Source organism: Brevibacillus choshinensis (genome assembly GCF_001420695.1).
In the GTDB taxonomy this organism is placed as follows: domain Bacteria; phylum Bacillota; class Bacilli; order Brevibacillales; family Brevibacillaceae; genus Brevibacillus; species Brevibacillus choshinensis.
On the sequence record NZ_LJJB01000007.1, the window covers coordinates 1,611,245 to 1,624,367 of the forward strand.

Annotated in this window: 12 protein-coding genes and 1 pseudogene; 10 read left to right on the forward strand and 3 right to left on the reverse strand. The window is 45.8% G+C overall.

The window, feature by feature from the left end:
- Positions 1-35: 35 nt before the first annotated feature.
- The 4 genes from AN963_RS07745 to AN963_RS07760 all read left to right on the forward strand — a co-directional run bounded on the left by AN963_RS07745 (position 36) and on the right by AN963_RS07760 (position 4,372).
- Positions 36-1,325, forward strand: coding sequence for an NAD(P)H-dependent oxidoreductase (locus tag AN963_RS07745; RefSeq protein ID WP_055743921.1), 1,290 nt, complete (start codon positions 36-38; stop codon positions 1,323-1,325).
- Between the two features lie 115 nt (positions 1,326-1,440).
- The gene (locus AN963_RS07750) at positions 1,441-2,415 is read left to right on the forward strand and encodes a sugar-binding transcriptional regulator (RefSeq protein WP_055743922.1); all 975 of its coding nucleotides are present in this window, start codon (positions 1,441-1,443) and stop codon (positions 2,413-2,415) included.
- Positions 2,402-2,725 (forward strand): hypothetical protein, encoded by a 324-nt coding sequence (locus AN963_RS07755; RefSeq protein ID WP_083496817.1) that lies wholly within the window; start codon positions 2,402-2,404, stop codon positions 2,723-2,725. Before AN963_RS07750 ends, AN963_RS07755 begins: the two co-directional genes overlap by 14 nt.
- 378 nt (positions 2,726-3,103) lie before the next feature.
- Complete coding sequence (locus AN963_RS07760) at positions 3,104-4,372, forward strand: ATP-binding protein (RefSeq protein ID WP_055743923.1); 1,269 nt, start codon at positions 3,104-3,106, stop codon at positions 4,370-4,372.
- A 65-nt stretch (positions 4,373-4,437) separates the two neighbouring features.
- Here the strand turns inward: AN963_RS07760 and AN963_RS07765 are convergent, their stop codons facing one another.
- Entirely contained in the window at positions 4,438-5,340 is a 903-nt protein-coding gene (locus tag AN963_RS07765; RefSeq protein ID WP_055743924.1) for an aminoglycoside phosphotransferase family protein, read from the reverse strand.
- A gap of 193 nt (positions 5,341-5,533) precedes the next feature.
- Here AN963_RS07765 and AN963_RS07770 point away from each other — a divergent pair, with 193 nt between their 5' ends.
- Complete coding sequence (locus AN963_RS07770) at positions 5,534-6,370, forward strand: nucleotidyltransferase domain-containing protein (RefSeq protein ID WP_055743925.1); 837 nt, start codon at positions 5,534-5,536, stop codon at positions 6,368-6,370.
- Between the two features lie 158 nt (positions 6,371-6,528).
- Here AN963_RS07770 and AN963_RS07775 read toward each other — a convergent pair whose 3' ends face one another.
- Entirely contained in the window at positions 6,529-7,059 is a 531-nt protein-coding gene (locus AN963_RS07775; protein WP_055743926.1) for an ECF transporter S component, read from the reverse strand.
- A 926-nt stretch (positions 7,060-7,985) separates the two neighbouring features.
- On the opposite strand from AN963_RS07775, the gene AN963_RS07785 reads away from it, so the two are divergent.
- The 5 genes from AN963_RS07785 to AN963_RS07805 all read left to right on the forward strand — a co-directional run bounded on the left by AN963_RS07785 (position 7,986) and on the right by AN963_RS07805 (position 12,691).
- Positions 7,986-9,188, forward strand: a complete 1,203-nt coding sequence (locus AN963_RS07785; RefSeq protein ID WP_055743928.1) for a carbohydrate kinase family protein — start codon at positions 7,986-7,988, stop codon at positions 9,186-9,188.
- 88 nt (positions 9,189-9,276) lie between these two features.
- Positions 9,277-10,041 (forward strand): DeoR/GlpR family DNA-binding transcription regulator, encoded by a 765-nt coding sequence (locus AN963_RS07790; protein WP_055743929.1) that lies wholly within the window; start codon positions 9,277-9,279, stop codon positions 10,039-10,041.
- An 18-nt stretch (positions 10,042-10,059) separates the two neighbouring features.
- Positions 10,060-10,596: a D-lyxose/D-mannose family sugar isomerase gene (locus AN963_RS07795; protein WP_055743930.1), complete on the forward strand. Its 537-nt coding sequence runs from the start codon at positions 10,060-10,062 to the stop codon at positions 10,594-10,596.
- 328 nt (positions 10,597-10,924) lie between these two features.
- Positions 10,925-11,857: a bifunctional helix-turn-helix transcriptional regulator/GNAT family N-acetyltransferase gene (locus tag AN963_RS07800; protein ID WP_055743931.1), complete on the forward strand. Its 933-nt coding sequence runs from the start codon at positions 10,925-10,927 to the stop codon at positions 11,855-11,857.
- A gap of 21 nt (positions 11,858-11,878) precedes the next feature.
- Complete coding sequence (locus AN963_RS07805; protein WP_055743932.1) at positions 11,879-12,691, forward strand: MerR family transcriptional regulator; 813 nt, start codon at positions 11,879-11,881, stop codon at positions 12,689-12,691.
- A gap of 111 nt (positions 12,692-12,802) precedes the next feature.
- Here the strand turns inward: AN963_RS07805 and AN963_RS30145 are convergent.
- Positions 12,803-13,009: pseudogene (locus AN963_RS30145) on the reverse strand (IS1595 family transposase); the annotation flags it as partial.
- Between the last annotated feature and the right edge of the window lie 114 nt (positions 13,010-13,123).

Genomic DNA, 13,123 nt, shown 5'->3' on the forward strand with positions numbered 1-13,123 from the left:
CAACACCTACTATACAAAAGAGAGGGAGAGACACCATGTTGGGATTCAATAGACGACTGGCAGCTTTAGAGAAAGAGGGAGGCTGCATTCGTGTGGGTCTGGTCGGCGCTGGCCAAATGGGTCGGGGACTGATCTCACAAATCGAAGGAATGAAAGGGATGTCCGTGGTGATCACGGCTGATTTGTTCCCTGAGAATGTCAAAGCTGCTTATCGCAAGGCAGGGGTGCCTGACAACCGGATCACGGAGACGCAAGACCTCGACAAAGCGGATAAAGCAATCGCGTCCGGTCATTCCGTCGTGACGACTGATGCCGAGTTGATACCTCAACTAACGAATGTCGATGTTATCGTCGATGCGACTGGCATGCCAGAAATCGGTGCCAAGGTTGCTTGGGAAGCGATTCGCCATAAAAAGCATATCGTCATGTTGAATGTCGAAGCAGATGTAACGATCGGGCCACTACTGAAACAGCAGGCAGATGAAGCAGGTGTCGTCTATACGGGATCGGCAGGGGATGAACCCGGAGCCATTATGGAGCTTCACGACTTTGCAGACGCATTGGGCTTTGAGATCATCGCACTGGGAAAAGGGAAAAACAATGCCCTGAACGTACATGCCAATCCAGACACAGCACGCGCGGAAGCTGCACTGAAAGGAGCGAGCCCTAAAATGCTCGCATCGTTTCAGGATGGCACCAAAACGATGGTGGAAATGACGGCAGTCGCCAATGCTACCGGATTTGTCCCAGATATACCCGGAATGCATGGGCGAAAAGCACAATTGGCAGAGCTGCCTGGCCTATTCTCGCTTACAGAAAAGGGCGGCATGTTGAATCGCACACAGATTGTAGATTATGTGGACGGTGTTGCACCAGGTGTTTTCGCGATCATTTCATCCTCGATGCAAGAAGTACACGACACCATGAAATATCTCAAGATGGGTCAGGGTCCTCATTATGTCCTGTATCGTCCGTATCATCTGACTAGTTTGGAGACGCCCTTGTCGATTGCACGAGCTTATTTACAACAGGAGGCCACGATCGCACCTTACTACGGAATGGTAGCCGAGACAGTAGCGGTAGCGAAGAAGCAGTTGAAAGCCGGAGAAGCAATGGACGGCATCGGTGGATTCTCTGCTTATGGCAAAATTGTGTCAGCGACAGAAAAACGAAAGTTCAATGCACTGCCTATCGGCTTGATTGGACCGCACATCCGCTTGATAAAAGATGTGGAGCAAGGTGCCATCATTACCTTAGAGGACGTTGAATTTACGGAACAAACCACTATCGTGCGCTTACGTGAGCACATGGACAACTGGAAGTAAATAGGTCGGGAGGAAGGCATGAATTTGTCTTCCTCTTTCCTTTCTAAAAAGAGGAGAAAATCTGTTATAATATGTAAGTAGAAGAGTATAGTAACGTTTTTAATGAGGGATACATATGGATAACTGGACAGAAAAACGCGAATTGGTACGAGTCGCAAAATTATACTACTTGAATGGACTCACACAGGCAGAGATCGCCAAAAAGCTCGGGGTTTCCCGACCGGTGATTTCAAAGATGCTGCAGCGCGCCAAGGATACAGGCATCGTGGAGATTTACATCCGTGATGAGACGGTGAGCATGGTGGAGCTGGAGCAGCAACTAGAAGCGGCACTACGTCTGGATGAGGTCATTGTGGTCCCATCATACGGGAACAAAAATGAAGAACTGATCAAACAACAAGTGGCCAAAGCAGCTGCCCAGTACCTGCCCAAGTGGATTCGCAATAAACGGAAGATCGGAATCTCATGGGGGACAACACTATACCATCTCGTTAATGAATACCCATTTGAGAGACATCATAAGATGAAAGTATACCCACTGGTAGGCGGGATCGGCCGTCACCGGATCGAAATTCACTCCAACCAGCTCGCCTATGAATTTTCGAAAAAACTCGGCGGAAGTTGTGAGTTTCTTTATGCTCCCGCTATCGCGGATTCCATGGAACTAAAAAGACAGTTGATAGACTCACCGGACATTCGCTCGATTCTGGAGGAAGCGCGGCACGTAGAGCTCGCCATCGTCGGGATCGGCAATCCATATGAATCGACCATGACAGAGATGGGATATCTGAAGGAAGAGGATTTGCGTCAATTGGAGGAAGGCAAAGCGGTTGGGGATATCAGTTCTCGATTTATCGATAAAACGGGTAAACCCATCCATAACGATCTGAATAATCGCGTAATCGGAATTGAGCTGGACGAACTGAGGCACATTCCAACGGTCGTGGGTGTCGTTTCCGGGAGCAATAAGCTGGACGCGGTCTGGGCCAGTTTGCAAGGCAACTATTTCGATAAGTTGATCATAGACGAATATCTGGCTGAAGTTCTGTTGGAAAAGGCGAAGGAGGTGAGTATAAGTGAAAGAGGATAGAATGAGAGCTACCCTGTTCTGTGACACATGCATGGATGATACTGTCCATGAAGTGACTTACGTAGATAACATCCTGTATCAGATTCGTTGTGTGGAATGTGAAAAATCGCATTCGCGCGGATCAGAAATACAAAGAGAGCTGTACTTGAATTATATGGAACGCGTTTTTAGCAAACCCAAACGCTTCAAAAATGAGGCAGGGGACAACTTACCTCATTTCCTGTTTTCACTACCTTATCGTGTGATGAGCAAGCCTTTTCGTACCTACAAGGAAATCAAAGACATGTTTAAATACAAACGGAAAATCTAAAGACAAAAACACCAAAAACGAAGGTCCTAAAAGGCGACCTTCGTTTTTTTGCTGCAATGGCTCGTATGTACCTTGGACTACGGAATCAGTTTGGCAGCCGCATTGTAGATGTGGAACCATTCTTCCCTGGTCAATGCCATTTCCGCATCTTTGCAGGCGTCTTTCAATCATGTAGGAACTCGTTGTTCCCAGCACGACCTGGATGTTTGCAATTGCGTCGGTAAACAAGGTATGGAACCGATGATCAACTTGTCGGGTCTTTACCATTTTGGGGGTTGAAACAATTTTTTATCGTTGTCCTCATTTTTTTAAAAGTGTTAAAATATGCCTGAGTAGGTCGATACTGACTCTTGTGCGTATTTATTCAGGGGGGCATCTATGTTTAGCTACTTCAAAGATTTTCTACTAAACATCTTCATCATCTTTTCCCCGTTACTCTTTTATCCCTATATTTATAAATACAAAGCTCAAAACAGAGACGTACTGTACAAATTCTTACTGTATATCCTCTTTGCAATCGCGCTTGTCCTGGCGATGTCCTTTCCTGTCAATTTGCATGGACTCGTTTATGACTTTCGTTCGATTCCCCTGGTACTCGGTTCGCTCTACGGGGGACCGATCGTTTCGCTGTTCTTGTATGTGACAGTTGCACTTTATCGTTTTGCAATGGAAAGTCCTTATCCGCTGATTTATCTGCTTTCTGTCATACCGAGCTTTGCCTTCGTTCTCTTTCTGCAGAGGGGATATCATTCACGAAAGCTGTATCAAAAGATTTTGATGGCCATTCTTTTGTGTACCTCGATTAAATTGATCATATTTGGCGTGTATCTCTCCCTGACACATCAGCTTGAGATATTATTTTATCAACCGGTTACTATGATAGAGACTTACTTGTTACAAGCGTTGATTATTGGTGTATGGGTGTATCTGATTGAATTTCTCAATACCTATTTCCACATGCAAGAAGAGATGATCAAGAGCGAGAAATCAAAGATCGTGAGTGAGATGGCTGCTGCTGTAGCCCATGAGATCCGCAATCCGCTAACGACCGTAAGAGGCTTCATTCAACTGTTTGGTACCGACGATCTAGACAAACAAAAGAGAGAGTTTTATCAAAAAATTTGTCTGGAAGAATTGGACCGAGCACAGCTCATTATTACGGACTATCTCTCACTCGCAAAGCCTGACCCAGAGATCATTGAAACGATCACCATTAATGACGAGATCAACTACTTATCAAATGTCCTCATGACGTATGCCAATTACAACAATATTCAAATCAACAGAATCCTACCGGAAGATCATCAGCAGCTGCGAGTGGTGGGAGATCGGTATAAATTCCGGCAAGCCTTAATTAACATCGGCAAAAACGCCATCGAAGCCTTGCCTGATGGAGGGGTTTTGGAGATGCAGGCTGCTTGTAAGAACGGTCAGGCAGTCATCATCATCCGAGATAACGGAATCGGGATGACGCCTGAGCAAATCAAAAGATTGGGCACCCCTTATTACTCTACGAAGGAAAAAGGAACTGGCCTCGGTACCATGGTTTCTTTTGGAATTATTAAAAAGATGAGTGGCAAAATTGAGATTACGAGCGAGCTGGGAGTAGGGACTGAATATACGTTGACTTTCCCGCGAGTGAACTGAGGAATTGGAATGGAAATGCATGCAACAGTCTAAAAGCCCCGCTCCATTGGAGGGGGGGTTGATCGTCAAGTGCTGGTCTTGTAATCGGCGAGAACTTCATCGATTGCGTGTCGGGATATTCTGGCTAGTACAGGGTTGGTGGATAGGTAGTAGGCAAAGGCGATGAGCCCGAAGGAAAGTGCCCAGCCACGGCCTCGCTCCCAGGTTGCTTCGTCGACTGGCAGCGCCAAGCGAAATGCATTACGGGTATCAGTGGAGAGGAGTGTCCACGCCACCATCAAATCGCATGCAGGATCGCCAACGCCTAGAGTACCGAAATCGATGACGGCGCAAAGCCGACCTTGTTTGACCAGCAGGTTCCCTGGATGCAGATCACCGTGGAGCCAGACGGCTGAGCCGTGCCACTCAGGTGCTTGGAGGGCTGCTTCCCACGCTAAGGTTGCCGCTTGGGTATCGATCGTGTTGTGCAGGTTCGCAATCGCGGCGCGAACAGGGGCGTCACGCATTGCTAGTGGCACGCCGCGGTGAGAATTGTGCGGCCCAGGGGGCGGTCCGCCAGTAGGATCAATCCGCTGCAGGGCTGATATGAATTGAGCCAGTGCTGTCGCTGTTTGGCCAGGATCGTCAATACGACCAATTGTTGCGTTCTTGCCCTCGACCCAACGATAGACAGACCAGTGCCAGGGGTAGCCATCAGCGGGCATCCCCATCGCGAGCGGGGAAGGGATGGGAAGCGGTAAAAGCGAGGCGAGTTTCGGTAGCCACCGTTGTTCCTTCTCCACCTGTCCAATAGCCCATTCGACGCGGGGTAATCGCACAGTCATATCCTCACCAAGCCGATAAATTACGTTGTCAGTCCCGGCAGATTCTACTGGCTTTATGGGAAGGTCTACCCATTGTGGAAATTGCCCGGCGATCAATCGTTTCACGAGAGACAAATCGAGCTTTATTTCGTTTGATTGGTTCATTTGTATAGCAACCTCCCTAATTTATCCACTTTATTTGTCGAGCGAAAGGCTAATTGCGAAACGCAGAAAGGCAACAATACGATATTCTAATTTGTATGGGGAGTCGGCAGGATAGATTAAAGAATACTTTCTCTTTGTAAGTTAACAGGCTTCCGTTAATATGGGAAATATATTAGTCAACCGCGGAGGGTTTATGGAACTTGAAAATACTATTTCCAAACTTGTTAACAGTCTAAAGCAAATAAACGGCGTAAGAGCTATCGTTCTTGGCGGTTCAAGAGCCAGAGGGAGTCATAATGAGAATTCAGATATTGATATTGGGATTTATTATGATTCCAGATATGGATTAGATATTCAGGGGCTTCAAAAGGTTGCTACCGATATGGATGATACTGGTAGACTTAACGTAGTAACGGAAATCGGTGGCTGGGGGCCATGGATTAATGGTGGTGGCTGGCTTGTTGTTAATCATTATCCTGTTGATTTTCTATATCGCGATCTGAATAAAGTATCTACTGTGATGCAGCAATGTCACTCGGGGGAAATTACCGTTGACTACCAGCCTGGGCATCCGCATGGATTTATCAACTCCATTTATTTCTCGGAGATCGCGTTATGCAAAGTGTTATGGGATCCTTCTGGTATTATCAGAGAAATGAAGACAAGAACGAATCCGTATCCAGCTGAATTGAAAAAGGCAACGATTCTAAAGTTTTTTTGGGAAGCAACTTTTGCACTTGAGACAGGGAGAAAGGGAATGTATAAAATAGATGTAGCGTACATCGCAGGATGTTGTTTTCGGTCGTTATCTTGTTTGAATCAGGTTTTGTTCGCACTTAACGAATGCTACTTGATGAACGAAAAAGGGGCTGTTGCAATTGCAGATTCATTTCGAATGGCTCCAAGGCAATACGCCAAGAGAGTAAATAATATAATCAGTCTAATCACAGAGGATCGGGAGCATTTGGAGAAGTCTTTGTGTGAGCTGAGTGATCTAATTGAAGAAACGAATACCTTTGTAAAAATCTAAAACGTTACGAAACTAACGGAGAACGACAGCTTAATAACAGCAGCGGCAGTCTATGACTTTATTTTCAAGTCCTTAGTCTGCCGCTGCTTCTTTTTTGGAGCCGGTCTCCTACTCAATCCAGTCTAAAACTCAGACAATGGGTGTCTTTCGGGGGGGCACTATATTTGATTAGCAATTTTCTTTAAGCGTTCTGCAAGTGGCAATACAATGATACCCGCTACTACGACCTGAAGAACGTTTCCGGGGATGGAGCCGAGTGGCTGTATCCAGTTACTGTAAAGGATAACTTCAACAAAGTAGTAGCCTACGATTTTGATAATCAGTGCAACGGCAATTGCCAGTGTGTATACAAGTACTCTTTTGCCAGGTATCTTTTCGGATATGAGGCCTGCTAAATAGCCCATTGTACCTACGATGATGAATGTAAACGGTGCCCATGCTGTCCAACCAGAGATAAGATCGAAGAGGCCCATTCCAAAGGCACCTGCTATGGCTCCAGTTCTTTTACCGAACACAAAGGCTGCTATAAAAAGAGGTACGTTACCCAGGTGGATTAGTCCTCCGTTCCCCATTATTGGGAGCCTTATGTTGATGAACATTGTGGCTGCGAGGGTAAATGCGATGAAAAGTGCATTGATGACAATGGTTTTAGTTTTCGTTGTTTTTCTCGGAGAGAATGTTGAATCCATATGATAGCCTCTTTCTTTTTTTAACTATTATCATACTCGTAATCAGTTACTTAATAAATATGCTTATTACTATTTATTTGCGCAGGCATATAATTCTGGCGACAACAAATATTCGAGAGAAGTGTTTTGAGCTGAAAAAATGGAATCTACACACAACGTACACCCCTGCAAAGCCGTAAGCAATGTTTTTGAAGGGAGTGGATTATTGAAAGTTGTAGAGGAGGTCGTTGGGTTTCACTTCTTGTTCTATGCAGAGGCTGCCGTTTGCATTTTGGGTCCCTCTAAGACGTAATTTTTATTAGGCAGATCAATGATCAACTTAAGAGAAGAGTCTCGTGATTATGTTTTGAGTGAACAGAGGCATTTGGTGCTTTTTCAACGAGGTAGAACAACGTTGTTCTTGATTGAGAATCTCCACTCGGATTGGTTGTTTGCTCGTTAATCTATTGCTTTTATTACTTTATCAAAAAACAATACACGAAACACGTGAAACACATACAGAAATGACGTGTATGATTGAAAGTGTTTATATTTGATAATTGTGTTGATTTCCAATATTCGCTTGTTTATGATAGGCATATATCTCGGAAATGAAAATATTCAGATAATATAGTGGTGATACATGTCGATGCCCCTTTCCATGAAACGGATAGCTCCCGGACACAACAATACGTGGTTCATTCGAGTTCAGGGGATGGAAGGCTCCGTAGAGTTCTCCACCAAAAACCCAAAAGAGCTGCGGACGATGAGGTATCATGCGGGAGGGCTGCATTTAGTGAGGAAATCGTACAGGGCGCAGCGATTAATCAGCCGTTTACCTGCGCGACACCACAAGAGGCAGAGGATACTCATCGGCTATTTACCGCAGCCTTGGAATCACACAAAACGGGTGAAACCATCAGACTGGAATAAGGAGTGAGAGGGATATGACCTCCAGGAAAATAGATGTGGTGGTCGCTGGACTCGTTTGTCTGGATATAATCCCGGCTGTTCGAGAAGGCAAATCAATGAATCAATTTTTCATCCCGGGAAAGCTGATTGAAGTAGGCGGTGCTACTATTGCCACAGGTGGAGCTGTATCCAACACGGGGTTAGCCTTGCATCGACTCGGGATTTCCACCTGCTTGATGGGGAAAGTCGGTAATGACGATTTCGGAAGGATCATTCTTGACGCATTGAATCGAGTGGACACTGCTTTGACAGAAGAGATGATCATCTCCGAGGGCGAACAGACGTCCTATTCGATCGTACTCAGCATTCCGGGTGTGGATCGGATTTTCCTTCACTGCCCTGGAGCAAATGCAACGTATCAGGCTTCGAACATCGATACAGCAAGGGTGGCTGGCGCACGACTTTTTCATTTTGGCTATCCGCCGCACATTCGTCAGATGTATCGAAATGGCGGGCAAAATCTGGCGGAATTAATGTCGCTTATAAAAAGCCTTGGGGTAGCCACATCCCTGGATATGGCGATGCCTGATCCTGACACGGAGTCAGGCCAAATCGACTGGAAAGAGCTTTTGCAGCTGACTTTACCGCACGTGGACATGTATCTGCCCAGCTTGGAAGAAACGCTTTTCATGCTCCGGCGCCCGTACTATGAAGAGCTGCAACGACAGGCAGGCGATGGCGAAATATTGCCTTTTGTCCAAGAATCTGTGATTAGCGAAGTGGCGGAACAGCTGCTAGGAATGGGCTGTGGGATGGTTGTTCTTAAGCTTGGGGAATCTGGCCTGTATTTGCGGACTGGTACGAGACAAAGAGTGCAGGACATAGGGAATCATCTCGTAAGCGACGTTGAACAATGGGCAGACCGGCAATTGTGGGTACCTTGCTACGAAACGGTCGTGAAAGGGACAACGGGCGCAGGGGATTGCACCATTGCGGGATTCCTAGCAGGGATGCTAAAAGGACTTGTACCAGAGACCACGATGATGCATGCGGTCGCAGTAGGAGCTTACTGCGTGGAAGGCATTGATGCGACTAGTGGAGTCGTGCCTTGGGGGCAGGTAGAAAAGCGTGTGCGAGAAAAGGGTAAGAGGCTTCCTCTGCGACAAATTCCGGTCGGTTGGCAGTTGCAGGATCAGCATGACTTGTGGATAGGACCAAACGATAAGAGAACTGTTTAAAAATGTTCTATTTTGTTTGATTGTGTTATGATGATGCTAACAAATCGACGCAAAAATGGCTCGTGCTCGTGTCTTGAGGGGGAGAACAATGCTGAACAGCACCAGACAAATACAAATGAAAGAATATATCGAGAAAAAGAAAAACGTAACCGTTCAACAACTAATTGAACATTTCCACGTGTCTGATATGACCGTTCGCCGTGACTTGATACAGCTGGAGAAGCTGGGGTCATTCAAGCGTGTTCATGGTGGCGTTGTCTTTACGGAGGATATGGAGGAGGATATCCTGTTATCCATTCGGGAAGATTCGCACAAGCAGGAGAAAGAACGGATTGCCGAGAAAGCCGCTTCCCTTGTACAGGAAGGTCAATCTGTATTGCTCGATGCTGGATCGACCACGCTGGAAGTGGCTAGGAAGCTCCTTTCTCTTTCAAACATCACCATCATCACAAATGCGATCAATGTGGCTTCACTGCTCTCACAAAATGTAAATCTACAAGTCATCATGACAGGAGGCGATGTACGACATTCCACACAGTCATTAGTTGGCCCTACCGCCGTTCAATTTTTGCGACGAATACAGGTAGATCATGCTTTTATTGGCTGCAGCGGGCTCTCTCTGGGGCGTGGCCTCATGAATTCCAACATGGTGGAGGGCGAAGTAAAGCGGACGATGATGACCGTTACGCGGCATGTTTATGTGGTGGCAGACCATACGAAATTTGAACAAACCGCTTTCAATACCTTTGCTGGCTGGGATCATGTCGATGCAGTGATCTCCTCCATACAGGTGAAGGAAGAGTACCAACGAGAATTCGAAGCCAAAGGGCATCCGAGACTCATTCTCGTCTAAATAAGGGAGGTATTGTCTATGGGAAACCGTAATGAGGTAAAGCAGCGCACGGTAGAAATCTTGCATAAAGCTGGTCTCTTGCTGACTGAAGAAGAGCAAAAAAACATCGAGATCGCTGATATGGGATTGGGTCATCTGGAAACAGAAGGTCTGCAGCTGTTCACCTACATCAACACAGATCGCTACTGCGCAAAAGAATTGGTTCTCTTCCCACGCCAGACTTGCCCAGAGCATTTGCATCCGTCTGTGCACGGGGAACCGGGGAAACAGGAGACCTTCCGCTGCAGATGGGGAACCGTCTACCTTTACGTGGAGGGAGAGGAGACCGCCAGCATCCAGGGAATTCCACCCGCTGGCAAAGAAGCCGTTTACACTGCCAAACATGAAATCATTCTCACGCCGGGACAACAATATACGATTCCACCCAATACCAAGCATTGGTTTCAAGCGAGTGATGAGGGGGCGATCGTATCCGAATTCTCCAGCACGAGCCGGGATGAATTTGATGTGTTTACCGACCCGCTAGTGAAACGGCTGGAGGGAATCAACCAGTAACGTTTTTGTCGTCTGAATATTCCCGCTCCTATGTCTCTGCGTTTTTCGAAAGCGCTTACTTTGTTTTGCATGTCTGAATCCTGATGAATGGAAAGATTTGCAGCTAAGGGGGGAGACATCAACAGCACCCAATACAAGAGACGCGGGAATCTGAACTACTGTGGAGATCGCGCTGGGGTGTATCCAACTGGTCATAATGGAAGGGATCCAGAAAGTAAAGAAGATCGACGGAAGTGGGAATATTGAGTTTTTTGATTAGTTGACTCAGTCAACTACAAATCATATAATGTCCTCAACATCCATTTTTTATGGGTAGGGGGATATGTTGATGGAATCCGTGCAGCATGTAGAAAAAATCCGCAAATTCAACCGTTTTTATGCCAATCTCTTAGGGAAAATCGATCAAGAAATCTATCATAAGCCGTTTCCTTTGACCGAGGCACGCGTCATTACGGAGATCAATAGCAGAAATGGCTCCACGGCTACTGAAGTGAGAGAAGTCCTCGGAATAGACAAAGGCTATATGAGCCGGATCCTTCAACGGTTTGAAGAAGAAAACGTCATCAGAAAAGAGCGATCTTCAGAGGACCAACGCCAATTCTTACTCTATCTAACAGAGAGTGGCAAGGATATCTATCATCAATTAGTAGATGACGCGGACAGGGAAGTTGGGAAAATGATTCAGCCGATCTCCAAACAAAATCAATCCAAGCTTGTTTCCTCTATGGAAACGATCGAATCGATATTTGCGAATGACCCTGCTTCGCGAACAGAAGTGACGATTCGTTCGTTTCAACCTGGAGATGTTGGCTATGTTGCTCACCTGCATGGAACGCTGTACAGCCAAACGTACCAGTTTGGAAGTATATTTGAGTATTATGTAATGAAGGGCTTAACCGACTTTCTGCTCGATAACGAGGGAGGCAATCTATGGCTGGCGGAAGTGAATGGTCAAATCGTCGGATCCATCGCGATTACTCGATCGAGCGAAAGAGTAGCGCAGCTTCGATGGTTTGTGATCGACGAGAGTTATCAAGGGATGGGCATCGGGAAAAAGCTAATGGATACGGCCATTGCTTTTTGCAACGAACAGGAGTATCACCACGTTTTTCTGTGGACGGTAAGTATTCTGGAGACGGCACGCTATCTCTATCAAAAATACAACTTTACCTTAACGGAAGAGAAATCAAATAAAGAATGGACGGGGAGTACACTACTAGAAGAACGATGGGACTTGGAGCTTTCCACCCCCAAACCCTAGCAGAGGAAGTGGAATGGATCCATGTTTTTGATTGGTGAAATATCCAAGCTATTCCAAATCGATATCCGTACGCTCCGTTACTATGATGACATTGAATTGTTCAAACCTGCTCAAGTGGATGACCGGTCGGGCTATCGGTATTACTCGATTGAGCAATTCGAGCAGTTGAATACGATCCTCTATCTCAAAGCGTTGAATATTCCGTTGAAAAATGTGAAGCTGTTTTTGGAAAATCGGGATATCGACCGTATTCTACAGCTCTTAGAAGAGCAACAGCAGGAAACGGAAAAGCGAATCCAAGAATTTACACAGATACAGAAAAAAATTACGAGTCGCATTCATCAAATTGTGGATGCGACCAATGAGCAAGAGCTGGGCAAGATCCGTGAAGTCGAGCTGCCCGAACGGACGATTGTGTGGCTGAAGCAAAAAATACAAAAAACGGACAGCCTGGAGATGTCCATACGGCTATTGGAGAATCGTACGAATATGAAATCCACAATATTTTTAGGCAAAGTCGGACTATCGATCTCGCTTGAAAATGTAAGACAAAGAAACTTTGAGTCGTATGATTCCTTATTTGTCATTGTGGAAAATGAAAGCTTTCACATCAGTGAGGGGAACGAAAAAATACTTCCGAGTGACAAATACGTCACGATTCGTTTCGCAGGAACGCATGCGGACGCTTCCCCTTACTATGAGAAGCTGATGGATTACGTGGATGAAAAGGGATATGAGATTGTAGAGGACGCGACAGAAATTACGTTGATCGATTACGGACTGACGCACGATCCAACCAAATTTGTAACGGAAATTCAACTGCTGGCAAAATAATCGACAAGGGGTGTACTTGCTAGGATACGAAGGTCACTCTCCGAGCAATGATTTCGATAGTTTCAAAGCAGTTTCATGATGCTCCTCATTAGAAGTACGCGATACATTGTTTCACAGATTTGGATTGGACTTTTGGCAGGCAGAAATAAGCATCTGTTCTACACGTTTATCAAATGCAAAATTTTTCCCTAATTCCAGCCAAAGGAACCAATAAAGGTAATTAACCAAATAGCGAGTTCCTACACCTTGAAAGCGTTCCATCCAACCTTTTAGGCGATTATGAAAGTTATTAACGTGCTGAATGTGGTAGATACCCTTTTTCACACGTTGTTTTTGCCGTTTATTGACAGTTTAGTGCAGTAATCCTTTGATTTTGGCAACTTCTTATAGTTAGTCGGGCTGCCGTCACTGGCGTGCGCCGCCCAAGCCATC

Coding starts and splice junctions, on each gene's coding strand:
- AN963_RS07770 (WP_055743925.1), top strand. CDS start 5,534: ATGGAACTTGAAAATACTATTTCCAAACTTGTTAACAGTCTAAAGCAA.
- AN963_RS07760 (WP_055743923.1), top strand. CDS start 3,104: ATGTTTAGCTACTTCAAAGATTTTCTACTAAACATCTTCATCATCTTT.
- AN963_RS07790 (WP_055743929.1), top strand. CDS start 9,277: ATGCTGAACAGCACCAGACAAATACAAATGAAAGAATATATCGAGAAA.
- AN963_RS07745 (WP_055743921.1), top strand. CDS start 36: ATGTTGGGATTCAATAGACGACTGGCAGCTTTAGAGAAAGAGGGAGGC.
- AN963_RS07785 (WP_055743928.1), top strand. CDS start 7,986: ATGACCTCCAGGAAAATAGATGTGGTGGTCGCTGGACTCGTTTGTCTG.
- AN963_RS07775 (WP_055743926.1), bottom strand. CDS start 7,059: ATGGATTCAACATTCTCTCCGAGAAAAACAACGAAAACTAAAACCATT.
- AN963_RS07800 (WP_055743931.1), top strand. CDS start 10,925: ATGGAATCCGTGCAGCATGTAGAAAAAATCCGCAAATTCAACCGTTTT.
- AN963_RS07805 (WP_055743932.1), top strand. CDS start 11,879: ATGTTTTTGATTGGTGAAATATCCAAGCTATTCCAAATCGATATCCGT.
- AN963_RS07750 (WP_055743922.1), top strand. CDS start 1,441: ATGGATAACTGGACAGAAAAACGCGAATTGGTACGAGTCGCAAAATTA.
- AN963_RS07765 (WP_055743924.1), bottom strand. CDS start 5,340: ATGAACCAATCAAACGAAATAAAGCTCGATTTGTCTCTCGTGAAACGA.
- AN963_RS07795 (WP_055743930.1), top strand. CDS start 10,060: ATGGGAAACCGTAATGAGGTAAAGCAGCGCACGGTAGAAATCTTGCAT.